Source organism: Streptomyces thioluteus (genome assembly GCF_039535865.1).
Genome location: NZ_BAAAXZ010000105.1, coordinates 1 through 23755 on the forward strand (window position 1 = coordinate 1; position 23755 = coordinate 23755).

At 70.7% G+C, this 23755-nt stretch carries 19 protein-coding genes and 6 pseudogenes; 20 read left to right on the top strand and 5 right to left on the bottom strand.

The genetic code is table 11. The features are described 5' to 3' along the window. From sucD to ABD794_RS13680, 3 genes and pseudogenes are all read left to right on the top strand, one after another. Positions 1-650: succinate--CoA ligase subunit alpha (sucD, locus tag ABD794_RS13675; protein WP_344963434.1), on the top strand; the 650-nt coding region annotated here is incomplete at its 5' end. 181 nt (positions 651-831) lie between these two features. Next, positions 832-1137, top strand: a pseudogene (locus ABD794_RS19340) (cell division protein PerM); the annotation flags it as partial. A gap of 214 nt (positions 1138-1351) precedes the next feature. Then, a complete protein-coding gene (locus tag ABD794_RS13680) occupies positions 1352-2833 on the top strand; it encodes a cell division protein PerM (protein WP_425586017.1) in 1482 nt (493 codons plus the stop codon). Positions 2834-2871: 38 nt separating this feature from the next. Here the strand turns inward: ABD794_RS13680 and ABD794_RS13685 are convergent, their stop codons facing one another. Further along, the gene (locus ABD794_RS13685) at positions 2872-3651 is read right to left on the bottom strand and encodes a hypothetical protein (protein WP_344963436.1); all 780 of its coding nucleotides are present in this window, start codon (positions 3649-3651) and stop codon (positions 2872-2874) included. Positions 3652-3959: 308 nt separating this feature from the next. Between ABD794_RS13685 and purN the strand changes: the two genes are divergently transcribed. Next, positions 3960-4595, top strand: a complete 636-nt coding sequence (purN, locus tag ABD794_RS13690; protein WP_344963438.1) for a phosphoribosylglycinamide formyltransferase — start codon at positions 3960-3962, stop codon at positions 4593-4595. Beyond that, positions 4592-6154, top strand: coding sequence for a bifunctional phosphoribosylaminoimidazolecarboxamide formyltransferase/IMP cyclohydrolase (purH, locus tag ABD794_RS13695; protein ID WP_344963440.1), 1563 nt, complete (start codon positions 4592-4594; stop codon positions 6152-6154). Before purN ends, purH begins: the two co-directional genes overlap by 4 nt. A gap of 70 nt (positions 6155-6224) precedes the next feature. Here the strand turns inward: purH and ABD794_RS13700 are convergent, their stop codons facing one another. Next, the gene (locus ABD794_RS13700; RefSeq protein ID WP_344963442.1) at positions 6225-6785 is read right to left on the bottom strand and encodes a hypothetical protein; all 561 of its coding nucleotides are present in this window, start codon (positions 6783-6785) and stop codon (positions 6225-6227) included. Positions 6786-7057: 272 nt separating this feature from the next. On the opposite strand from ABD794_RS13700, the gene ABD794_RS13705 reads away from it, so the two are divergent. The 9 genes and pseudogenes from ABD794_RS13705 (at position 7058) to ABD794_RS13745 (ending at position 15019) form a co-directional block, all read left to right on the top strand. Continuing rightward, the gene (locus ABD794_RS13705) at positions 7058-7933 is read left to right on the top strand and encodes a bifunctional methylenetetrahydrofolate dehydrogenase/methenyltetrahydrofolate cyclohydrolase (protein WP_344963444.1); all 876 of its coding nucleotides are present in this window, start codon (positions 7058-7060) and stop codon (positions 7931-7933) included. Beyond that, a complete protein-coding gene (locus ABD794_RS13710) occupies positions 7923-8597 on the top strand; it encodes a DUF3017 domain-containing protein (protein WP_344963446.1) in 675 nt (224 codons plus the stop codon). The genes ABD794_RS13705 and ABD794_RS13710 overlap by 11 nt, the downstream gene beginning before the upstream one ends. 376 nt (positions 8598-8973) lie before the next feature. After that, positions 8974-9138, top strand: a pseudogene (locus tag ABD794_RS13715) (helix-turn-helix domain-containing protein); the annotation flags it as partial. 337 nt (positions 9139-9475) lie between these two features. After that, a complete protein-coding gene (locus ABD794_RS13720; protein ID WP_344963460.1) occupies positions 9476-9727 on the top strand; it encodes a peptidoglycan-binding domain-containing protein in 252 nt (83 codons plus the stop codon). Beyond that, positions 9724-10629, top strand: coding sequence for a helix-turn-helix domain-containing protein (locus ABD794_RS13725; RefSeq protein ID WP_344963462.1), 906 nt, complete (start codon positions 9724-9726; stop codon positions 10627-10629). The genes ABD794_RS13720 and ABD794_RS13725 overlap by 4 nt, the downstream gene beginning before the upstream one ends. Before the next feature lie 320 nt (positions 10630-10949). After that, positions 10950-12029, top strand: a complete 1080-nt coding sequence (locus ABD794_RS13730; RefSeq protein ID WP_344963447.1) for a helix-turn-helix domain-containing protein — start codon at positions 10950-10952, stop codon at positions 12027-12029. 143 nt (positions 12030-12172) lie between these two features. Then, positions 12173-13162: a malate dehydrogenase gene (locus ABD794_RS13735; protein WP_344963448.1), complete on the top strand. Its 990-nt coding sequence runs from the start codon at positions 12173-12175 to the stop codon at positions 13160-13162. Positions 13163-13482: 320 nt separating this feature from the next. After that, positions 13483-14400 carry an ATP-binding protein gene (locus ABD794_RS13740; RefSeq protein ID WP_344963450.1) on the top strand — a complete coding sequence of 306 codons (918 nt, stop codon included), beginning with the start codon at positions 13483-13485 and terminating at the stop codon, positions 14398-14400. A gap of 61 nt (positions 14401-14461) precedes the next feature. Beyond that, positions 14462-15019: a ParA family protein gene (locus ABD794_RS13745; protein WP_344963452.1), complete on the top strand. Its 558-nt coding sequence runs from the start codon at positions 14462-14464 to the stop codon at positions 15017-15019. Here the strand turns inward: ABD794_RS13745 and ABD794_RS13750 are convergent. After that, positions 14959-15870, bottom strand: a complete 912-nt coding sequence (locus ABD794_RS13750) for a hypothetical protein (RefSeq protein ID WP_344963454.1) — start codon at positions 15868-15870, stop codon at positions 14959-14961. The two genes, ABD794_RS13745 and ABD794_RS13750, sit on opposite strands and share 61 nt — an antisense overlap. A 245-nt stretch (positions 15871-16115) precedes the next feature. Here ABD794_RS13750 and ABD794_RS13755 point away from each other — a divergent pair, with 245 nt between their 5' ends. The 5 genes and pseudogenes from ABD794_RS13755 (at position 16116) to ABD794_RS13775 (ending at position 20214) form a co-directional block, all read left to right on the top strand. Then, entirely contained in the window at positions 16116-16358 is a 243-nt protein-coding gene (locus ABD794_RS13755; RefSeq protein WP_344963464.1) for a hypothetical protein, read from the top strand. Positions 16359-16398: 40 nt separating this feature from the next. Beyond that, a pseudogene (locus ABD794_RS13760) lies at positions 16399-16650 on the top strand (DUF6879 family protein); the annotation flags it as partial. Between the two features lie 52 nt (positions 16651-16702). Beyond that, entirely contained in the window at positions 16703-18544 is a 1842-nt protein-coding gene (locus tag ABD794_RS13765) for a hypothetical protein (RefSeq protein WP_344963456.1), read from the top strand. 1300 nt (positions 18545-19844) lie between these two features. Then, entirely contained in the window at positions 19845-19991 is a 147-nt protein-coding gene (locus ABD794_RS13770) for a YceI family protein (protein ID WP_344963458.1), read from the top strand. A 7-nt stretch (positions 19992-19998) separates the two neighbouring features. Then, a complete protein-coding gene (locus ABD794_RS13775) occupies positions 19999-20214 on the top strand; it encodes a YceI family protein (RefSeq protein ID WP_344963466.1) in 216 nt (71 codons plus the stop codon). A gap of 85 nt (positions 20215-20299) precedes the next feature. Here ABD794_RS13775 and ABD794_RS13780 read toward each other — a convergent pair. After that, positions 20300-20899 (bottom strand): annotated as a pseudogene (locus tag ABD794_RS13780) (TetR/AcrR family transcriptional regulator). A gap of 77 nt (positions 20900-20976) precedes the next feature. On the opposite strand from ABD794_RS13780, the pseudogene ABD794_RS13785 reads away from it, so the two are divergent. Beyond that, a pseudogene (locus ABD794_RS13785) lies at positions 20977-21953 on the top strand (DMT family transporter); the annotation flags it as partial. A 31-nt stretch (positions 21954-21984) separates the two neighbouring features. Here ABD794_RS13785 and ABD794_RS13790 read toward each other — a convergent pair. Continuing rightward, a pseudogene (locus ABD794_RS13790) lies at positions 21985-22901 on the bottom strand (hypothetical protein); the annotation flags it as partial. Between the last annotated feature and the right edge of the window lie 854 nt (positions 22902-23755).

Here is a 23755-nt window from a genome sequence, read left to right on the forward strand (position 1 = left end):
CGGCCTTCGCCAAGGCCGCGGTCGTCGAGGCGATCGACGCGGGCATCGGCCTGGCCGTCGTCATCACCGAGGGCATCGCCGTCCACGACTCGGCCGCCTTCTGGGCGTACGCCAAGGCCAAGGGCAACAAGACCCGCATCATCGGCCCCAACTGCCCCGGTCTGATCACCCCGGGCCAGTCCAACGCCGGCATCATCCCGGGCGACATCACCAAGCCCGGCCGCATCGGCCTGGTCTCGAAGTCCGGCACGCTGACCTACCAGATGATGTACGAGCTGCGGGACATCGGCTTCTCGTCCTGCGTCGGCATCGGCGGCGACCCGGTCATCGGCACCACGCACATCGACGCCCTGGCCGCCTTCGAGGCCGACCCCGACACCGACCTCATCGTGATGATCGGTGAGATCGGCGGCGACGCCGAGGAGCGGGCCGCGGACTTCATCAAGGCCAACGTCACCAAGCCGGTCGTCGGCTACGTGGCCGGTTTCACCGCGCCCGAGGGCAAGACGATGGGCCACGCCGGTGCGATCGTGTCCGGTTCGTCCGGCACCGCGCAGGCCAAGAAGGAGGCCCTGGAGGCCGCGGGCGTGAAGGTCGGCAAGACCCCGTCCGAGACCGCCCGCCTCGCCCGCGCCGCGCTGAGCGCCTGAGCGAACGCCTGACGGGTGCCGCCGTACGGGCGGTCCCGCCGGGCGGGAAGGGCCCGCACCCCACGGGGTGCGGGCCCTTCGCCGTTCCCGCGGCCCGCCGCGTACACCACCCGATTGCCACTCTGAACACGACACGACGGTCATTTGTCGCTACCCGCCCGAAAGGCGCGTTGTTGGCAGCATGGCCCTTGTGACCCAATATGCCCACAGCGGTCCCTCGTTGCCCTCGTACCTCCGCTTCGCGGCACGCGGGACGCCGGGCACGGGCCGGGCGTTCTTCGGCGGCGCGCTCGCCGCCGGCCTGGGACTGGGCGCGTTCGCCACCCTCGTCCTGGCGCTGTGGATCGTGTCGCCCTACCCCGACAGCGGCCCCGCCGGGGCGCTGCACATCGCCACCGGCCTCTGGCTGCTCGCGCACGGCGCCGAGCTGGTGCGCACCGAGACCCTCTCCGGCACCCCCGCCCCGGTGGGCCTGACGCCGCTGCTGTTCACCGTGGTCCCCTGCGTGCTGGTGCACCGCGCCGCCCGCCAGGCCCCGGCCCCCGACTGCGACGAGTACGCCGAGGAGAACGGACCGGACGGCGAGGTGCCCGAGGACCTGGAGGCCGACGGGCCCCCCGCCACGCCTCCCCGACGGGCCGCCGCGGCCCCCGCTCCCGCCGCGCACCGCCTTCACCGCCCTCCTCGGCGGATACCTGCTGGTGAGCCTCGCAGCCGTGCTCTACGCCTCCTCCGGCCCGGTGCGCGTCGACCCGCTGAGCGCCCTGCTGCACCTGCCGCTCGTCGCCGCCGTCCCCGCGGCCGCCGGAGTGTGGATGGCATCGGGCTGTCCTCCCTGGACGCCGCCGCCGCGCGTCCGGCGGGTGCTGCGGTTCGTCCCGCGGCGGGTGCGCGCGTGGTTCACCTACCCCCACGTCCTGGCGGTCGCCCGGGCCACCGCGGCCGGTACGGGCGTCCTGCTCGGTGGCGCGGCGCTGCTGCTCGCCGTGGCGCTGGCGCGGGGCGGGGGTGCCGCCCAGGAGGCCGTGTCCCAGCTGGCCGCGGGCTGGTCGGGGCGGACCGCCGTGCTGCTGCTGAGCGTGGCGCTGCTGCCCAACGCGGTGGTGTGGACGGCGGCGTACGGGCTCGGGGCGGGCTTCGTGGCCGGCGCCGGCGGCGTCCTCGCCCCGGTGGCGCTGCCCGTGCTGGGCGCCCAGGGGCGGCCCCTGCCCCTGCTGCCCCGCTTCCCGCTGCTCGCGGCGCTGCCCGACCCCGGGGAGGCCGGTCCGCTGGGGCTGGCCGTGTGTGCCGCGGTGGTGGCCGGGGCAGGGGTGGCGGTCGCCTCGGCGGCCGTGCCGCGCCGTCCCGCGACCGTGGGCCGGCGCGAGGCCATGGCCATCGCCTTCCTGGCCGCGGTCGCCTCGGCCGTGCTGCTCACCGTCCTCGCCGCCGCGGCGGGCGGCCCGCTGGGCAACGCCACCCTGGCCCGCTTCGGTCCGCCCAGCCGCTTCACGGGCCTCGCCTGCCTGGTGTGGACGGCGTCGGTCGGGGTGCCGGGCGCGCTGATCGTCCGTCACTTCCGCAAGGCCCGGCTGGCCGAGGCGCCGGAGAGGCGCAGGTCCTGGTGGCGGCGGACCGGCTTCGCCCTGGGGCTGGACCTGCCCGAACGGCGTCGGCGGGCCCGTCCCCGGCAGGCCCCCCGCTGGTGGCGGGCGACGGCCGGCTGGCTGGGCTTCGCGGTGGGCGGGGACCGGGGCACCGAGGTCGTCCCCGCGCAGCGGCCGCACGGCGCGGAACCGGCGGCGGACGAGGACGGCCTTCCGGACCTGCCCGAGTACGGGCCGGAGTACGCGCCGGAGAGCCTGCCCCTGCTCCCGGTGAACGGCACCGTGCTGGGCGCCGACGGCAAGGCGGAACCGCCGCGCCGGCACCGGCGCCGCGGTTCGCGGGCCGCCCGGGCGGCGGACCGCGCGGCCCGGCGCGAGGAGGCGCGCACCGCCCGGCGCGAGGCCAGACAGGCCCGGAAGGCCCGCAAGGCGCCGATGGCCCCGGTGCCGGACCCGGCCTTCGGCGGCGTGGACGCTCCCGACTGGCACGACACCGGGGTCCGTCAGGCCCGCTGGGCCGCCCTCAAGGACTCGGGGGGTGGTCTCATGACGGACTTCGAACCCCACGACCCGGGGCGCCTCTTCGAGGACCGGTGAGAGGACCGGTGAGCGCCCGCCCCGAGGAGCGCCGCCCCTCAGTCCTCCGCGCCCAGCAGCGGCCGGAGCTGCTTGGGCAGATGGGTCTCGCAGGCCTGGCGGGACTGCTGGGTCAGGGCGTCGTCCACGCAGGTGTAGTAGTCCCGGTAGACCAGCTGGAAGCCGTAGGTGGAGACCACGATCAGCAGGGCCAGTCCGCCCATCACCAGGCCGCTGACCGCCGCCGTCGTCTGCGGCCGGAAGCCGCCCGGCTGCGGTGCGGGCGCACCGGGATCGCCGGTGCGCCGGGCGGCCTTGGCACGCAGCGCGCTGACGCCCCAGTAGACCGACAGGGCGCCGAGCAGCAGGGCCACCTCCGGCAGGCTGAACAGGGCGAAGAAGAACCCCCACAGGCCCGCGAGCACGGCGTAGCGCGCGCGGCGCTGGGCCGGGTCGGAGGGGTCCCAGCGCGGGCCGCCCGCGCCGGGGCCGTTCGAGGGGTCCTGGCCGCCGCCGGGCGGGCCGCCGAAGCCGCCGTCGTGGCGGCCGGGCTGGCGGCTGCTCCACTGGCTGCCCCACGCGGGCGGGGCGGGCGGCTGCTGGCCGCCGTCCCCGCCGCCGGAGCCGTCCTCGCCGCCCTGGTCGCGGGGTGCGCGCGGCCGCCAGGGCTCGTCGGGCCGGCCCTCCGGCGGCGGGGCGAACGGGTTGTCCCGCTGGTCCCGGTCCGAGGACCGCGCGAGGCCGGTCGCGGAGGGGCCCGCCGTCACCGGCCGGGGGCCGCCGGCGGACGCGGCGGGCAGCGGGGGGCGGTGAACCGCGGGGCGGCGTCGGTCCGGCATGTGGAGTGTGTCTTCCCCTGATCGGTCTGTGTCGCGTCGTCGCGTCCTTCGAGCCTACGGCCGCGCGACCGGTTTCCGGGGCCGGTCCCCGACGCGTCCGCCCGTGCGGAGGGCCCGGGGGTGCCCCGGCCCAGACGCTACCTTCCGCGCGTGCACCCGTCCCGCGGGGGCCGTCGGGTGTGCCGGTATCGTTGCTGGCGGTCGGCGGCTTCGTAGGGTCCCCCGTATCCGGCGTGCCCGGTTTCTCGTACGACCCTACAAACCGCGCTCCGCGTGCCAGCACCCCGCGAGTCAGAAAGGGCCCCGTCGTGGCCGTCCCCGCCCGTCCCGCCCGCATCGTCGCGCTCGTCTCCGGATCGGGGACGAACCTCCAGGCCCTGCTGGACGCGATCGCCGCCGACCCGGACGGCTACGGGGCCCGTGTCGTGGCCGTCGGCGCCGATCGCGAGGGGATCGCCGGGCTGGAGCGCGCGGAGCGCGCCGGGCTGCCCGTCTTCGTCCGCCGCGTGCGGGACTTCGCCTCGCGCGAGGAGTGGGACGCGGCCCTGACGGAGGCGACCGCCGCGTACGAGCCGGATCTGGTCGTCTCCGCGGGCTTCATGAAGATCCTGGGGGAGCGCTTCCTCGCACGGTTCGGCGGGCGGACGGTCAATACGCACCCCGCCCTGCTGCCCAGTTTTCCCGGTGCCCACGGTGTGCGCGACGCCCTCGCGTACGGCGTGCGGGTCACCGGGTGCACCGTCCACTTCGTCGACGAGGGCGTCGACACCGGCCCGATCATCGCCCAGGGCGTGGTCGAGGTCCGGGACGAGGATGCCGAAGACGGTGGGGCCGCTCTGCACGAGCGGATCAAGGAAGTCGAGCGCACGCTGCTCGTCGAGGTCGTGGGGCGTCTGGCCCGGCACGGCTACCGCATTGAGGGACGAAAGGTACGGATCTCGTGACCGCCGAAGGTACGAAGCGGCCCATCCGCCGGGCGCTCATCAGCGTCTACGACAAGACGGGGCTGGAGGAGCTGGCCCGCGGGCTGCACGGGGCGGGCGTCGAGCTCGTCTCCACCGGCTCGACGGCCGCCCGGATCGCGGCCGCCGGGGTGCCGGTCACCCCGGTCGAGGAGCTCACCGGCTTCCCCGAGTGCCTGGACGGGCGGGTCAAGACCCTGCACCCGCGCGTGCACGCCGGGATTCTGGCCGACCAGCGGATCGACGCCCACCGCGAGCAGCTCGACGAACTGGGCGTGCGCCCCTTCGAGCTGGTGGTCGTCAACCTCTACCCGTTCCGCGAGACCGTCGCCTCGGGCGCCTCGCCCGACGAGTGCGTCGAGCAGATCGACATCGGCGGCCCTTCGATGGTCCGCGCCGCCGCCAAGAACCACCCGTCGGTCGCCGTGGTCGTCAGCCCCGCCGCGTACGGCGAGGTGCTGAAGGCCGTCGCCGACGGCGGCTTCGGACTGGCCGCCCGCAAGCGGCTGGCGGCCCAGGCGTTCCAGCACACGGCCGCGTACGACGTGGCCGTCGCGAACTGGTTCGCGGAGGGCTACGGGGCCGACGAGGGTCCCTGGCCGGACTTCATCGGCGTCTCCTACGAGCGCAAGCAGGTCCTGCGCTACGGCGAGAACCCCCACCAGCCCGCCGCCCTCTTCACCGACGGCACGGGCCAGGGCCTCGCCTACGCCGAGCAGTTGCACGGCAAGGAGATGTCGTACAACAACTACGTGGACACCGACGCCGCCCGCCGCGCCGCGTACGACCACGCCGGCCCCTGCGTCGCGATCATCAAGCACGCCAACCCGTGCGGCATCGCCGTCGGTTCGGACGTCGCCGAGGCGCACCGCAAGGCGCACGCCTGTGACCCGCTGTCCGCCTTCGGCGGCGTGATCGCCGTCAACCGCCCGGTGTCCGTGGCGCTGGCCGAGCAGGTCGCCGAGATCTTCACCGAGGTCGTCGTCGCCCCGGCCTACGAGGACGGCGCCGTCGAGGTGCTGGCCCGCAAGAAGAACATCCGCGTGCTGCGCTGCGCCGAGGCGCCCGCGGCGCACGGCGAGTCCCGGGCCGTCGAGGGCGGTGTCCTGATCCAGGCCAAGGACCGTCTCCAGGCCGCGGGCGACGACGCGGCCAACTGGACGCTGGCCACGGGCGACGCGCTGTCCGCGGACGAGCTCGCCGAGCTGGCCTTCGCCTGGAAGGCGTGCCGCGCGGTGAAGTCCAACGCGATCCTGCTCGCCAAGGACGGCGCCACGGTCGGCGTCGGCATGGGCCAGGTCAACCGTGTCGACTCCGCGAAGCTGGCCGTCCAGCGGGCGGGGGAGGAGCGGGCGCGCGGCGCGTACGCCGCCTCCGACGCGTTCTTCCCGTTCCCGGACGGACTGGAGGTGCTGACCGCGGCGGGCGTCAAGGCCGTGGTGCAGCCCGGCGGTTCGGTCCGCGACGAGCAGGTGGTGGAGGCCGCGAAGGCGGCCGGGGTGACGATGTACTTCACGGGTACGCGCCACTTCTTCCACTGATCCGTCCTTGAACGGCCGGAGGCCGCACCCCCGATGGGGATGCGGCCTCCGGGCCGGGGCGGGCGGGCGCTCAGTAGCGCGGCCGCTGGAACCACTCGGCGGACGCGCGCTTGGCGCAGAAGACGATGGTCAGGATCGCCAGGATGAAGACGACCAGACCGAGGCCCCACGCGCCGATGTTGAAGATGCCGCTGACGATGCCGAAGGACGCGTAGACGATCGAGCCGACCCGGACGCCGTTGCCGCCCGAGGCGTAGCGCAGCGCCAGGATGATGCCGACGACCGCGAAGACGGCGGCGAGGACGACGAAGAAGGCGATGACGCCCTTGCCGAAGTCGGCGAACTTCTCCAGGTCCTGGTCGCTGTCGTTCTTCTTGACGGCGTCGTCGAAGGCGGCCATCGCCACGCCGTAGACGGCGGCTATGCCGATGTGCGCCACCGCGATGATCCACATGAAGACGCGCGCGGCCTTCGTCAGCCCCGGCATCTCGGCCGGCACGGGCGGCATCGCGTTGTAGCCGCCCTGCTGCGGGTACGCGCCGTAGGGCTGACCGCCCTGCTGCGGGTAGCCGTAGCCGGGGCCGGCCTGCGGCGGCTGGCCGTACGGGTTGTTCTGGTCGCCGAAGCTCATGGTCGGGACGTTCCTCCGTGATCGGTCGTGCGGGGACGGACGCGGACATCCCGGAGGGACCATGCTGAGCGGCTCGCCCCCCGTCACCGCCCGCGGCACTGCAATTCATCGTGGTAGCGGTATTGACTTTTGTCCAGCCGATACCCTCTGCGTTGTTCAAGTGCCGCGCGACCGTGATCGCGCCGTGAGCGTGATCACGCAGACCGAGCGAACACAGGGCGGCGGACCCTCCCGAACGGAAGGCACGCCGCCGGATCCAGGAAGATGGAGCCATGACCGCCCAGATTCTCGATGGCAAGGCCACCGCGGCCGCGATCAAGTCCGAACTCACCACCCGCGTGGAAGCGCTGAAGGCCAAGGGCATCACCCCGGGCCTGGGCACCCTCCTCGTCGGCGACGACCCCGGCAGCAAGTGGTACGTCGCGGGCAAGCACCGGGACTGCGCCCAGGTCGGCATCGGCTCCATCCAGCGCGAGCTGCCGGCCACCGCCACCCAGGAGGAGATCGAGGCGGTCGTCCGCGAGCTCAACGACAACCCCGACTGCACCGGATACATCGTCCAACTCCCGCTCCCCAAGGGCATCGACACCAACCGGGTGCTGGAGCTGATGGACCCGGCCAAGGACGCCGACGGCCTGCACCCGATGAGCCTGGGCCGCCTCGTCCTCAACGAGCCCGGCCCGCTGCCCTGCACCCCGAACGGGATCATCGAGCTGCTGCGCCGTCACAAGGTGGAGATCAACGGCGCCCATGTGGTCGTCGTCGGCCGGGGCATCACCGTCGGCCGTTCGATCGGCCTGCTGCTGACCCGCCGTTCCGAGAATGCCACGGTCACCCTCTGCCACACGGGCACCCGTGACCTCTCCGCGCAGCTGCGCAAGGCCGACATCATCGTCGCCGCGGCGGGCGTCGGCCACCTGATCAAGCCCGAGGACGTCAAGCCGGGCGCCGCCGTGCTGGACGTCGGCGTCAGCCGCGACGGCGAGGGCAAGATCATGGGCGATGTGGACCCGGCGGTCGCCGAGGTCGCCGCGTGGATCTCCCCGAACCCGGGCGGCGTGGGTCCGATGACCCGCGCGATGCTGCTGGTGAACGTGGTCGGGGCGGCGGAGCAGCAGGCCGCGGAGCGCGCCGCCGATGCGGTCTGAGTCCGACCGGCCCGGCCGGTCCGGCGCGACGCCCCGCGGCGCGGGCGGCCCGGGCCCGAGCGGTACGCCGCAGGGCGCCGCGGACGGTACGGGTGCAACGGGTGGCGCCGGCGAGGCGGACGGTACGGTCCGGGACGCCTCGGGCAACGCGGGCAACGCGGGCAACGCGGGCAACGCGGGCACCTCGGGCAACGCGGGCGGCACGGCGCCCGCGCCCGGCGGCGCCGCCGAACCGCAGGGCGCGGCCGAGGGCCCGCGCGGCGCCGCGAAGAAGCCGCGTACTTCCCGGCGCTTCCCCCAGTTCACCCGTGACACCGCCCGCCCCGAGGGCGGCGGGCGGGCCGCGCCCGGGGGCGCCCCGGCCCCCGCGCGGCAGTGGCCGCTGCTCGCGGTGCTGGGCCTGACGGGCCTGGGGCTGCTGATCGTCGCGCTGGACGGGTTCCGGATCGGGACGATGCTGATCGGCATCGCGCTGATCGGCGGCGCCGTGCTGCGCTGGATGCTGCCCTCCGTCGGCATGCTGGCCGTGCGCTCCCGGTTCACCGACATGTTCACCTACGGCGGGCTGGGGCTGGCGATCCTGCTGCTGGCGCTGATGGCCCAGCCGCACGCCTGGCTGAAGATCCCGTTCCTGGACGACGTGCTCCACTTCACGGTCAGCTAGCGGGCCGCGAACAGCGGCTCGCGGCCCGCCCTCTCCCCCGCGGGAGGGCGGGCCGCGGTCTTTCCCCCCAGGGGCTTCCCCCGAGGGCGGCGCGGGGTGGACCGCGCCGCCCGGCCCACAGCACGGACTGTGATGCGCCACATCCCCAACTGGCAATGGCCCGCGCCCACTTGGGTCATCCCGGGATGTCCCACGCGGTGACCTGCGAGGACGGCGGGCGCGGTGCGGCCGTCGTGGGACAGGGTGGGCCGCGGCGCCCGTGGCCGAAACTCTCGGCCGCCGCCGCACGTACGGGGTTCGCCGCCCGCGCGTCGCACATGATGTGCGGCAGAAGGGGCCGGCGGCCTCGGGGGACAAGGCGCGTATGGGGTGGAACATGCGGCGTTGGAAGGAACTACCGTCCTCGCTCGACGAGCAGGTTGTCCAACTCGTCGTGCAGCTAAGGCGGTTGAAGGACCGCAGCGGGCTGAGTCTGGCCGCGCTGGCGGCCAAGACCTCGTACAGCCGCTCCTCGTGGGAGCGTTACCTGGGCGGCCGCCAGCTGCCGCCGCGGGGCGCCGTCGAGGAGTTGGCGCGGGTCTGTGCCGCGGACCCGGTCCGGCTGCTGGTGCTGCACGAACTCGCCGCCACGGCCTGGTCCGTGGCGGAAGCGTCCGCTCCGGAGGGGGCCGCTCCGGAGGGGGCCGCGCCGGAGGGGGCCCGGCGGGCGGTCCCGCGGGCCCTGTTGGCCGTCGGGACGGTCACGGTGCTGGTCGTCGCCCTGGCCGCGGGGGCTGCTGATCGCGCGGCCCTGGCAGGACGACGACGGGAACGGCACGCCGGGCGGGACCGCGCCGAGCCCGTTCGTCTTCGTCCAGGGCCGCTCCCGCCCCTGCGAGGTGCGGCGCGAGGGCGGGGAGCTCCGCGCCGGTTACAGCGCGACCCGCACCGTCCTCATGGACCTCAAGAGTTCGGGGTGGGAGGTCCTGGAGGCGCAGTGCCTCCTGAAGCACCACGGCTACGACCCGGGGCTGACCGACGGCTCGTACGGCCCGCGCTCCAAGGCCGCGGGGGAGCGCTTCCAGAAGGACCGGCACCTGGTCGTGGACGGCATCGTCGGGCCCGACACCTGGGCGGAGCTGCGGCGGTGAACGGCGACCGCCCGCTGCCGGCGGAGTGCGCGGCGCTCGCCGCGGAGCTGCGCGCGCTGCGGGAGCGCACGGGGCTGAGCCTGGCCGCGCTCGCCGGGCGCACGCCGTACAGCAAGTCGTCGTGGGAGCGCTATCTCAACGGCAAGAAGCTGCCTCCCCGGCAGGCGGTCGAGGCGCTCTGCGGGCTGGTGGGCGAACCGGCGGGCCGGCCGGTGGCGTTGTGGGAGCTGGCCGAGCAGCGGTGGAGCGGCCGGGCCGCGCCGGAGCCGGTGGCTCCCGTCGCCGCCCCGGGGAGGAGCGCGGGCCGGCCGGTGCGGGCGTACGTCGTGTCCGGCACCGCCGTCGTCGCGGCCGTCGCCGCGGTGCTGCTGTTCCTCGTGGCGGGGCGGGACGCGCCCGGCGGGGCAGGGCCCGGGGGAGGGCCCGGCTCCCTCGCGGCCACCGCCTCGTACCCGCAGTCGTGGGCACCGGGGTGCACGGGGCCCGACTGCGAGGGCGCGGATCCCCAGGAGATGGGGTGCGGGGCGCAGGGCATGGCGGTGACCCTCCAGCGGCGCAGGCTGGCCGGCGGGCAGGAGATCGCCATCCGGTACGCCGAGAAGTGCGGGGCGGTCTGGGCGAAGGCCAGCCATCTGCGGATCGGCGACCGGGTCGAGCTGTCGCTGCCGGGCGCCGACCCCAAGCGGGTGCGGGCCGCGAGCCGACGGGACACGGAGGTGTACCTCTCGACGGCGATGACGGCGACCGGGCGGCCGGACGCGGCGCGGGTGTGCTTCTACGCGGCCGCCGACGCCGACGGGCCGGAGTGCTTCGCCCCGCCCGGGCGGAGAGAGGGAAGGAGCGGTGGCCTGTCCTCCACCCCCGTGGGGGGACAGGCCGCCGCTCCCCGAAGAGGATCGTGACCGGCCGTCCCGTCGATCAAGGTCGGGACGGGTCTTGTGACGCGGAGCAGACAATTCCGCTACGAGGTCACACCCGGCGTCACGGTCCCGTACCAAGGCCGTCCCGACCGTACCGAGGCCGTTCCGCCGGTACGCGGCCGCCGCCCGGCGCGGGGTCGCCACCCGGCGCGGACGGTTGACCGACCGCCGCAGGGGCGTGCGCCCGGGGGTATTGATCAACCCCGAACGCCCCGATGCGCCCGCCGGTCGGGAACCGGTACGCAGATTCGGCGCATCCCCTGGGTAACACCGGTACGCAGGGGGACGATGGGGGAGGGGCCATGCCTCGCTGGAGAGCGTTGCCGGAAGAACTCGATCCGCAGGTGCGGGAGTTCGCCGAACAGCTGCGCAGGATCGTGGAGCGCAGCGGACTGGGGATCGGTGCGGTCGCGGACCGCACCGGCTACAGCAAGACGTCGTGGGAGCGCTATCTCAACGGCCGGCTGCTGCCGCCGCGCGGCGCCGCCGAGGCGCTCGCCGAGGCGACGGGCACGGACGTGGGGCACCTGGGCACGCTCTGGGAGCTGGCCGAGCGCGCCTGGAGCCGGTCGGAGCTGCGGCACGACGTGACGATGGAGGCCGTCCGGGTCGCCGAGGCGAAGGCGGCGCTGGGCGTCGCGGCCGCGCCGCCGGAGCCCACGCGGCTGGAGGGGCGGGCCGCGGTCGCGCTCGGGGCGGAGGGCCTCGTCGAGGCCGCGCCCCCGCCGTCGCCCCCGTCCCCGGCCCCGCCGCCGCCCGCGCCCGCGCGGACCGACGGGGACGTCGACGTCCGGGCGAAGGCGATCCCGATGCCGGACCCGAACCCCAACTCGAACTCGAAGGAGAGACCCGCCCGTCGGCCGCCCCGGCGCCGCCACACCGTCCTGCTGTTCACCGCCGGCGTCCTCGGCACCCTGCTGATCGCCGTGTCCGCCGTGCTGTTGCTCGGCAGCGGGCCGGGCGGCGCGAAGGCCCCCGTGCCGCTGGTCGCCGCCCCCTCGGCGGGCAGCCCGGCGGCCGCCCTGCCCGCCGGGGTCAGGTGCACGGGCGGCGACTGCACCGGCAAGGACCCGGAAATCATGGGCTGCGGCGGGCAGCACGCGACGACGGCCGGCTCGGCCACCGTCGGCACGTCCTATCTGGAGGTCCGCTACAGCGACGCCTGCAAGGCGGCCTGGGCGCGGATGACCCAGGGCGCCCCGGGCGACACCCTGCGCGTCAGCGCCGCCCGGCGCAGCGGGGCCGGCCGCATAGAGCGCGGCACGGACGGCCACAGCACCATGGTCGCCGTCTCCGCTCCCGGCGAGGCCACGGCGTGTGCCGTGCTGAGTTCCGGAGAGCAGGGCTGCACCGTCCCGCGGACCCCCGTGGGAGCGCCATAGCCCCAGGTGAGGCGTCCCACACGGGTTCGGTGCCGCGGGGTGGGCGGCGTCGGATAGCCTGACGCCCGGATCTCTTGATACCGAGAGAGGTCCGGACAACATGGGCAGGGACACCCACCGCCAGTTCGCAGCAGGAGATCGCCATGACCCGCACTCCCGTCAATGTCACCGTCACCGGCGCGGCCGGTCAGATCGGCTACGCGCTGCTCTTCCGCATCGCCTCCGGTCACCTCCTCGGCGCCGACGTGCCGGTCAAGCTGCGACTCCTGGAGATCCCGCAGGGGCTCAAGGCCGCCGAGGGCACGGCCATGGAGCTCGACGACTGCGCGTTCCCGCTGCTGCGCGGCATCGAGATCACCGACGACCCGAACGTCGCCTTCGACGGCGCCAACGTCGCGCTGCTCGTCGGCGCCCGCCCCCGCACCAAGGGCATGGAGCGCGGCGACCTGCTCGAGGCCAACGGCGGCATCTTCAAGCCGCAGGGCCAGGCCATCAACGCCCACGCCGCGGACGACATCAAGGTCCTCGTCGTCGGCAACCCGGCCAACACGAACGCCCTGATCGCCCAGGCCGCCGCGCCGGACGTCCCGGCCGAGCGCTTCACCGCGATGACCCGCCTCGACCACAACCGCGCGATCTCGCAGCTCGCGAAGAAGACCGGCGTCGCCGTCTCCGAGATCCGCCGCCTGACGATCTGGGGCAACCACTCCGCCACCCAGTACCCGGACGTCTTCCACGCCGAGGTCGCCGGCAAGAACGCCGCCGAGGTCCTGAACGACGAGGCCTGGCTGGCCGACGAGTTCATCCCGACCGTCGCCAAGCGCGGCGCCGCCATCATCGAGGCCCGCGGCGCCTCCTCGGCCGCCTCCGCCGCCAACGCCGCCATCGACCACGTCCACACCTGGGTCAACGGCACCGCCGACGGCGACTGGACCTCCATGGGCATCCCCTCGGACGGCTCCTACGGCGTCCCCGAGGGCCTCATCTCGTCCTTCCCGGTCACCGTCAAGAACGGCGCGTACGAGATCGTCCAGGGCCTGGAGATCAACGACTTCTCCCGCGCCCGCATCGACGCCTCCGTCAAGGAGCTCGCGGAGGAGCGCGAGGCGGTCCGCGCCCTCGGCCTCCTCTGAGCCCTTCGCTTCCGGGCACGGCCCCGTCACCGGCGTACGAACGCCGGGGCGGGGCCGTGCCCTTTCCCTGTGATGCCGGGAGTGGCGACGGACCGCCGTCCCCGGTCGCGGTCTGCGGTGTCCCGCAGGCGCCGGACTGCGACAATGCGCACTGTGAGCGAGCACGATCTGGCAGACGTCCTTGGCACCCGCGAGACCACGACGCTGGAGTTCAAGAGCTCCGCGAAGCGCGAGGGCAGACGCGGGGACGCCATCGGCAACGCGGTGTGCGCGATGGCCAACGACCTTGGTGGCGGGGTGGAGGGGACATCCTCATCGGCGTGGACGACCGCGGGGATCCGGTTGACGGAGTCGACGTCAGCGATCGCGCGCTTCTGGCCCTCACCGACCTGCGTGACGACGGCCGCATCCTTGACCGGCCGTCGTTCACGGTGCGGGTCGCCCGGTTCAGGGGGAAGCCGGTGGTGCACATCCGAGTCGAGGCGTCAGCTGTTCCGCCCGTGCGTTTCGACGGCGTGGCATGGGTTCGTCCGGGGCCGACCACGCGCCGGGCGAGCCGCGAGGACGAGCGGGTCCTGTCCGAACGCAGGCGGGCGAAGGACGGTCCTTTCGACACGCGTGCCGTTCCGCGTGCCGCTCTCGCGGATCTCGACCTCGACCTCTTCCGGCAGTCGTATCTGCCGTCCATGGTCGACCCCGAGGTGATCGAGGAGAACGGCCGACCGCTGGAACAGCAGTTGTCCTCACTGCATCTGACTACGCCCGTTGCCCCGATCGCGGACGAGCAGGAACTGAGGCAGAACCTGACCGGAACCGCGGCACGGCTCGAACCGCTCCTGCACAGCAACCTGCGGACCCGTGTCGTCGGAGACGGCTTCCGGGAGACGCCGCTCCCCGACTATCCGATCGAGGCGCTGCGAGAGCTGTGCATGAACGCCATGATGCACCGCAACTACGAGACCTCGTATGCGCCCACCAGAATCGTCTGGTTCCAGGACCGCATCGAGGTGACGAATCCGGGCGGGCCCTACGGGCAGGTGCGGGACGACAACTTCGACCGGGTCACCGACTACTGCAATCCTTCACTGGCCGCTGCGCTCAAGGGGCTTGGCTACGTCAACCGATTCGGACGAGGCATCGGTCGTGTGCGTGCGGCTTTGGAACGCAACGGAAACCCGCCCCCTGAGTTCCAGGTCGACGACGCGTCCTGGGCCGTGACCATCCGGAGGGCCGCATGACCTCGATCGCGCTGTTCAACAACAAGGGAGGTACCGGCAGGACCGCTCTCTCTTACCATCGGTGGAGGCCGACCTCGTCCTCATCGACGTCGGACCCAACCTGGGGGCCATCAACCGTGCCGCACTGCTCGGCGCCGACAAGGTGCTCCTGCAGCTCGGAGCGGACCTGTTCTCGCTCAAAAGTCTCGGTAATCTGGGCCTGACACTGCGGCATTGGCGGCGTGGCTGGCAACAGGACATCCTGCCCGGTGTTCCCCACGACATCTCCGCGCCCTCCGGTGCGATGGAGCCTCTCGGGTACGTCATTACGCGACCGGAGACACGCCTCGACAGACCCGCCGACGCGTATAAGCGCTGGTTGGAGCACATTCCCGAGGTGTACGCCCGGTCCGTGCTCGACGAGCCGCCGCCCGTGCCCGGGGAGGATCGCCACTGCATCGCGACGCTCCGGAGCTATCACAGCCTGAGGCTGTTGGCCCAGGACGCGCGGAAGCCCATGTTTGACCTCAAGGCCGCGGATGGGGCATTGGGAAGTATGCAGAAGTATGTGCAGGTCTGTTACAAGGAGTTCCGCAGCCTCGCGGAGGACGTCGCGAAGAGGGCAGGCGTAGCGGACTGAGCAGCCGCCGCCCCCTTCTCTGCCCGTTCGACGCGGCACTCCAGGCACAGCGTTTCATCGCCCAACGGCCGGAACAGGAGTGCTTGCGTGTGGTCGCCTTCGCACTCGCGCATCTGGGCGACGCGGGGTTGCGGTGGGGTCGTCGGGCGGATGGGTGGTGGCTCGGGGAGTTTGCGTGTCAGTCGGTCGCGGATGAGGGCTGCGGCGTGGTGGACGGGTTCGGGGAGGCCGTTGCGGAGCTCTTCGCGGAGGTCGCGTCCGGTGGCTCCGCGCAGGAGCCAGTCGGCTGCGAGTGGGGCGAGTTCTTTGAGCTCGCGTCCGGTGAGGCGGAGTTTGCGTTCGGTGTGGGAGACGGAGGCGAGGACGAGGGCGGCGTGTTCGACGAGGTCGTCCGGGATCAGTTGGCGCGGAGTTGGCGGCACGGGAGGTGGGGAAGTGTTCTTCACCGTGTTTGTCTTGGGGTGATGACCGACGGGCCGGGGGGTCGGTCCACCGACGGCCGGTTTCACGGCAGTCGGTTGCACATCCCCGTCCCGGATCGCCCGCGCCTCCTCCGCGGTGAGCGGCTGGTTGGCGACCAGCTGCGTGGTCATCCACCGCCCGTCGGGGCCCTGGCTGCGCCACTCGTGTGCGTAACCCTCCGCCTTGAGTTGGGACTTGGCGCGCTGGAAGGCGGCGTTCTTGATCCCGGCGCGGGCGGCGGCCTCGGAGAACGAGAGGCGTTCGGTGTCGGGGAGGGAGAGCAGGAAGAGCAGCAGGCGCACGGCGTCGGAGGAGAGCCGTGGGTGACGGATGATGTCGTTCGGAACTTGAGTGAATCGGCCCTCGGGCGCGATAACATGGCGCAGCATCCCAGGGTCTCCCTATGCAGACCTCGGTGGTGTAGGCCCCTGCGGTGTCCTGGCAGACACGTGGGGGCCGCTTTGTGTCGCTGAGCGTACAGCCAACTGTACGCGTTGCATGGGTGGTTTAGTGCCTACGAACACCAGTCCTGAAGCAGGGCGCATCGCCCTTCAGTCGTGCCCTCTTGACCGCCGCTGCGAGGAAGTCCATGGTCTTGCAACCGGCCGCAACGGGCTCGACGCGGGAGGTCAACGTGACGCTACGGTTCATCGCGAAAGATCCCGCCACCGACGGCAGGGACTGCCCGGCAGCATGGGTGGAAGACGAGGCCGAGGAGATCCTCTTCCAGGGATGGAAGCCCACGGAGGAGACCCTGGCCAAGTGCCGGGATACGGGCCCGATCCCGGAGACCGAGGCGGTGGTGAGGATCCCGTTCCGCATGTTCCCCGCCATCAGGGAGGCTTGTGATGTCGCTGAACGCGGTCGACTTCGATGAGTTGATCAACTCGGCAGAGCACTCAGCGGTGCACCTGGAGATGCGTGACGCCTGTGGGGTCGCCGAGGAGAACGGCGACTTCGAGGCGTGGAAGGCAGGCGACAGCAGGAGTCGGTACGACCGCTGGGGGCGGCGGCGTGAGTGGCTGGACCTTGTCGAGCGCACCGTGGGCCGGGGTGTGGTCATGCGCCGGGCCCGGATCGTGTCCGAACCGGTGAGTGACTACATCCGGTTCGAGCACGAAGGGGCACAGCTCAACGTCGATGCCGGGGAACAAATCCGCTGGCTTCCTCGGCGCCGGGCATCCGACATCGCGCTGCCGGGCAACGACTTCTGGCTGTTCGATGACGAGGGGAGAGGGGGAGAGGAAGGGGAAAGGAGAGGGAAGGAGAAAGGGGAGGGAGGAGGGGGGAGGGGAGGAGGAGAGGAAAAGGAAAAAGGGGAGGGGAAAGGAGAGAAGGGAAGAAGGGAGGAAAAGGGAAAAGAGAAAAGAAGAAAAGGGGAAAGGAAAGGGGAGGGAAAGGGGGAAGAAAAAGGGAGAAAAGGGGGAAGGGGGGGAGAAGAAAGGAAAAAAAGAGGGGAGGGGGGAAGAAAGAAAGGAGAAGGAAAAGGGAGAAGGAAGAGGAAAAGGGAGGAAGGAGAAAAAGGAAGAAAGAAAGGGGAGGGAGAGGGAAAGGAGAAGAAAGGGAAGGGAAAGGGAGAGAAAAGGGGGGAGGAAGAAAGAAAAGGGAAGGGAGGGGAAAAAGAGAAAAGAAGGAGGAAAAGAGAAGGGAGGGAGAGAAGAGAAGGGAGAAAAAGAGGAAAAAAGGAGGGGGGGAGGGGAAGAGAAAAAGAAGAATAGAAAGGAGGAAGGAAAGAGAAAGAGGGGGAGGGAGAAGGGAGGGAGGAGAGAAAGGGGAAGAAGGGAAAGGGAGAAGGGAGGGAAAGGAAAAAAGGAAGGAGGGGGGAAGGAGAAGAAAGAGGAGAAGGAAGAAAAAAAGGGGGAAGAAAGGAAGAGAAGGAGGGGGGAAAGAGAAGAGAAGGGAGGGAGAGAAGGGAAGAGAAAGGAAGGAAGGGGGAGAGGAGAGAGGAGAGGGAAAGGGAGAAGGGAAGAAGAGGAGGGGGAAGGAGGGAGGGAGGGGAAAAGGAGAGGGAAAAAGGAGGGAAAGAGAAGAGGGGGGGGAAGAAAAGAGGGGAGAGGGAGGAAAGAGAAGGGGGAGGAAAGAAGAGGAGAGGAGGGAAGAAGGGGAGAGGGAGGAAGAAGGGGGGAAAAAAGAAGAGGAGGAGGGGAAAGGGGGGGAAAAGGGAGAGGGGAAGGGGGGGAGGAGGAAGGGGAGAGAAAGAAAGGGAGAAAGGAGGGAGGAGAAAGAAGAGAGAGAGAGGAGGAGGAGAGAGAAGGAAAGAAAGGAGAGGAAAAGAAAGGGGAGGAAGAGGAAAGAGGAGGAAGGGAAGGGGAAGGGGGGGAAAGGAAAAGGGAGAAGGAGAGAGGGGAAGGGAGAAGAGAGGGAAGGGAGGAAAAGAGGAAGAGAGGGGAGAAAGAAGAGAAAGGGGGAGAGGAAGGGGAAAAAGAGAAGAGGAAGGGAAAAGGGGAGAAAAGGAGGAGGAAAGAAGGGGAGAGAAGGGAGGGGGAGAGAAGGGAAAGAGGGGAGAAGGAGAAAGAGGGGAAGGAAGGAGAGAGGAGAAAAAAGAAAAAGAAGAGGGAGAAAAAGAAGAAAGGGAAGGGAAAAAGAAAGGAGAGGAGGGAAGGAGGGAGAAAGAGGAGAAGAGAAGGGGAAAAGAAGAGTAGAGAGAAAAGAGGGGGGAGGAAAGAAAAAAGGAGAAGAGGAGGAAGTGAGAAAGAGAAAGAAGGAAAGGGAAAGGAAAGGAAAGGAAGGAAGAAGAGGAGAGTGAAGGAAAGGAGAAAAAGGGGGGAGAGAGGAGGAGAAGAAAGAGAGAGAAGAGGGGGGAAGGAAAAGGAAAAGAGAGAAAGAGAGGAGAAAAGAAGGAAGGAAAGAAGGAGAGGAAAAAAGAAAGGAGAAAGGAAGGGATGGGGGAGAAAGAAAGAAGGGGGAGAAGGAGGAAGAGTGGAAAGAGAGAGAGAGAAGAGATGGAAGGGGAAAAAAGAAAGGGGGGAGAAGGAGAAAAAAGGAAGAAGGAGGAGAAGAGAAGGGAATAAGAGTGGAGAAGGGAAGAGGGGGGAGGAAAGGAAAAGAGGAAAGGGAGTGTAAAGGGAGAGAGAGGGAATAGAGAAAGAGAGGGAGATAGAAAGCAAAGACCCCGACAGTAGGCCGGCCCCCCTTGAGCCGGAGGACAGGGCGTCCGGTCCGATCTGCGGTGATCACACCACCTGTCAGACGTATTGTAATTTCCCTTGTTTTTTGATGCGCGGGTGGCTAGCGGTGGCCGAGAGAAGTTGCTCAAAGTTCTTTGGCCAAACAGGGGGGGAAACCGATGCCAGACTGGTCGCCGAGGGAGGGAGGGGTCGGCCGGTGGGCGCCGGTGCCCTCCGGGAATGCTACGCGCTCTGTTACGCCCGAATCGGGCCTCTAAACGCGGTTCCCTCGATAGGAGACAGCTCGTAGGTCGAAGGGGGTGTGGGATCGCCGGCGCTTTCGGCGGTCTGAATGGGGTGGCCACGGCCACTAGAGGAGGAGTGGGCCAGGGTGGGGGCCCAATGGTGGCGCGGTGCCAATCGAAGGCCCGCCCGAGGCTCTCGGCGAGGCCGGAGGCGTTAAAGGCTCGGCCTGCCTTGGGAGTCCGTAGGCCGCGTGCCGATGACGGTGAGTTTGAACAGAGAAGAGTACGGGGTAGGGGGAGCATTTAGTGTAGGAGTAGGACAAGGTCGGGCGGGCTGGGAGGGGGACGCACGGCCCAAAAAGGGTGGTGGCGGACACACGGGGGTGGTGACGGCGGCGGCGGCGCGCGCAGCGCCGCAGAGCGCAGGGAAAGAGAGGCTGCGATAAGTGGGACCTGGTGGGGCGCTCGGCGCGCACCCTGCACCTTTTTGCCCCGCGACTTCGGCTGTTTGGGATGCCTATTGACGCACGTCTATCCTAACGTCTGAGACGGGGGTTTAAGACCGCCGAACCTGCCGCCGCCCGCACGGCACCGTAAGTCGGAAGGATTATCGCATTTGTTCTTTTTGCTGGTAATTAGGCTTAGCGCGCGACGTTAGCGACATGAATGAACAGATGTATTCACCGATCACATAGGCGTTCCTGGAGCGACACCATACCTAATGCACCCCCCGACCTCAGTACGGCACGTACTGATGAGACGCGATCAGCGTAGTCATTCACACCCCTCTCCCCCGGTCGAACTCCCCCCGCTCGACCACGACCGATAGGGCCCTTCTTCATGCGCGCCAGCGCACAATGGTCGACCAACCCGTCAAGGGCAAGTTCCCCAACCCCTCCCCCCCCCCCCCCCCACCCCCAACTTGCACGTATCTTGCACCTCATCCAGGGCAAACGCTGCACCTGGACGGCGCCGACCCGTCCCGCTCCACGGCGTCCGCTGGACATCACGATGGACAGCATCGACACGGGCTCCCCCGACCGTGACGGGCACCTGAAGAGCTCGGACTTCTTCAACACGGGCGAGTACCCGACGATGACCTTCCCGCTCCACCAAGGCGGAGTCCCTGGGCGGCGACGACTACCGCATCACCGGTGACCTGTCGATCCTCGGCACGACCAAGCCGCTCACCATCGACCTGGAGTTCAACGGCGCCGCCAAGGACCCGTTCGGCAACGGAGCGCGTCGGCTTCGAGGGCAAGGCGGAGATCAAGCGCTCGGAGTGGGGGCTCACCTGGAACGCGGCGCTGGAGACGGCGGTGTACTGGTCTCCGACAAGATCAAGCTGAACTTCGACATCTCGGCGATCAGGCAGGCCTGACGTCCCGCGACCGTCGATGACGAGGAGTGCGACGGGTGGCGGCATGCGTTCGCCGTAGCGCCGCCACGCCTGCCCGCCGCCCGGCTCACCCGTCCAGCAGCTCCCGCACCTGGTCGAGGGCGGCACCGAAGGGGTCGGGCAGGACGCCCACCCCGTGAGAGACCAGCGCCCCCTCGTGCAGCAGCACGAGCGTCCGCGCCAGCCGGTCGGCGCCGGCCGCGTCGATGTCCCGGGCCAGGCCGGTGAACAGGTCGAGCATCCACCGCTTCTGCCCGGTGATGACCGGGTACGCCGGATGGCCCGGATCACTGATCTCCGCGTGTGCGTTGATCATGCTGCACCCCTTGGCCCCGTACAGCTCCGACCACGCGCGCGACGCCTCGAAGACGGCCACCACCCGGGCGGCGGGTCCCTCCCCCGCCGCGCCAGCCGGCCGGCGAGCAGTTCCCGCCAGCGCTCGTCGCGTCCGGCCAGGTACTCGACGACGATCTGCTCCTTCGAACCGAAGCGGTCGTACAGCGTCTTCTTGGTCACCCCCGCCTCGGCGGCGATGGTGTCCCACGCCGACGGCGTGGATGCCGTGCTCGTAGAACAGCCGCTCGGCGGCTGCCAGCACCCGCCGCGCGCCGGGCGTCATCCGTACCCGGCGCGGCTTCTCCTGCGGACCCATGACCTCTGCACCCATGCCGACAAGTATACCGGTCTGTATAGTGGGCACCCTAGACGAGTAAAACCGATCTGTCTACTCTGGATGGGGTCGACGTGAACGTCCTGCTCTCGGCCGCCTTCGTTCTGTGCTGGAGCTCCGGCTTCATCGGCGCCAAGCTCGGTGCTCAGACCGCGGCCACACCCACCCTCCTGATGTGGCGCTTCCTGCCTCTCGCCGTGGCCCTGGTCGCCGCGGCGGCCGTCTCCCGGGCCGCCTGGCGGGGCCTGACACCGCGGGACGCCGGCCGGCAGATCGCCATCGGCGCCCTGTCGCAGAGCGGCTATCTGCTCAGCGTCTACTACGCCATCGAACTGGGAGTCTCCAGCGGCACCACCGCCCTCATCGACGGCGTCCAGCCACTCGTCGCCGGCGCGCTCGCCGGTCCCCTGCTGCGCCAGTACGTCTCGCGCGGGCAGTGGCTCGGACTGTGGCTGGGGCTGTCCGGCGTGGCCACCGTGACGGTCGCCGACGCCGGGGCGGCGGGCGCGGAGGTGGCCTGGTGGGCGTATCTCGTCCCGTTCCTCGGCATGCTGTCGCTGGTGGCGGCCACTTCCTGGAGGGCCGCACAAGGGTGCCGGTCGCGCCCCGCGTCGCCCTGACGATCCACTGCGCGACCAGCGCCGTCCTCTTCTCCGGACTGGCCCTGGGCCTCGGGGCGGCGGCACCGCCGGCCGGTTCCTCGTTCTGGCTGGCGACCGCCTGGCTGGTGGTCCTGCCGACCTTCGGCGGCTACGGCCTGTACTGGCTGATCCTGCGCCGGTCCGGCATCACCGAGGTCAACACCCTCATGTTCCTCATGGCCCCGGTCACGGCCGTGTGGGGGGGCCCTCATGTTCGGTGAGCCGTTCGGCGTCCAGACCGCCCTCGCCTGGCGGTCGGCCTCGCGGCCGTGGTCGTCGTCCGGCGCGGGGGCGGCGCGCGCCGGGAGCGGCCCGTGCGGTCCGGCGCGGACCGTCCGGCGGCCGGAGGGCCGACGGCGGACAAGCCGACGAACAGGCCGACGGCGGCCGGGTCGACCGACAGGCCGACGCGGACAGGCGCTGAGGCCCGTCGCGGGCGCCTCAGAAGCCGCCGCCGAAGTCCCCTCCGCCGCCGAAGCCGCCGCCACCGCCGAAGTCACCGCCCGCCGAAGCCGCCCCCGAAGTCACCGGGGTCGAAGTCGCCGCCCGAGACGTCGCCGCCCTCTAGTCCGCCGAAGTCTCCGTACCGGTGCCGTAACCGGCTCCGTAGGCGGGGCCCGCCATCATGCCGCCGAGCATGGTGCGACCAGCAGGCCGGGCAGGATGCCGCCGCCATAGCCGCCCGCAGTAGCCGTCGCCCGCCGTCCCGGGCCCACCGTCCCTAGGGGTCGGCCCTGTCTCCACCTCGCGGCATCATCGGGTCCCGCCCGTCGGACAGCGGGCCTGGTCGGCGGCGCAGACCGGGACCCGGCGGGTGGTGCCGCCCGGCGGGGGTCCAGGTCGCGTCGGCGACCGACGGGCCGTGGCGCGGGTCGAAGAAGCAGGGCGGACGGCGTTCGGGCAGCGGCCTGCCCTCACCGGCGGGCGGCGAGCTGAGCGAGCGAGAAGCGGCCGTCCTCCACCGCCTGGGTGACGGCACGCACGTCCTCGGGTTTGCGGGCGTCGGTCATGTACGTCTTGGCCCTGCTCGTAGGCGTCCAGGGCGCGCTCGTAGTCGGCCCGCATCGCGTCGTCGGCGCCCGGTTCCGCCGGGTGGAAGTCCAGGCGGTCCAGCTCCTCACCGAAGGCCGTGATGTCCTCGTCGACCACCACCCGCAGCCGCTCCAGCGCCGCCCGCTGCTCCCGCCTCGCGGCGGTGGCGGCTGCGCCGGGAGACCGCGTACACGCCCGCGCCGCCGAGGACCACCACCGCGCCCGCGGTGATCAGGGCGCCCGTGGGCGCGGAACCGCCGCCGGAGTCCCAGGACGAGGGGGCGCGAGCCGCGCACGCTGCGCAGCGCGTCGTCGACGAAGTCCACGACTGTCAGCGATGGGCCATAGCGCCATACCAGCGCCTCGCCGCTCCACCTGGAAGCGTGTGACCCGTATCATGTCCGTCCCGTGCCTTGCGGAAACCCGCCCACCCGTGTTCCCCACACGACACTGGCGCCCGGGCCGTCGAAGCAGGTCGCCGAGCTGTCTCGCCCATCCAACGCTCCCTGCACTACTTCTCTGTACCCACCTCCCCACAGACCCCCCGGTGACTTGCCCGCTCTCGCGTCTCACTGGCTGCGCCTGAGGCTCTTTCTGGACAGGAGTCCTTCTTCGGTCGGGTCAGCCGGCCGGGAGACCGCACAGCCAAACAGTTACCTCCTCGCCCACGTCCCAGCCCCTCTCACGCCCGCTCCACTCCCCGATCATGTCCTCGTCGAGTCCGAGCCGCGTCCGCGTCCGACCTATTGAGCATTGAGGCCAGCCGGAGCATCGCTGGACGGGGAGTTATCTTCCACCGTATCAACCCTCGGACCCCTCACCCTCATCTCACGCGCAGTGGGCGCGCGATCTTCGGAGACACCGACGTCCTGCCGCATGCGCGCCCGGCGCAACCGGCGAGCAGCACCCAGCAGCCGCCGCGCGACGGGCGACCAGGAGGCGTATTTTTTAGGGACTTGCGCACGAAACCCCTTCATACGTTGCGAACGCTTAAAGCCCGAAAGGGACCCTGCGCAATTCAGACATAAAACGCGCTCGGATATACATTAACCCGCTCCGCTCACTCGGCGCGCGCGACCCCGACCGCAGGCTCAGCCCGTACGTGTATAGCGTCCTCAAAGGCACTGCCGGAGGCGCGGATGACGTTCTCCGCGGACACCCACCGCTGGCCCCACTCCCC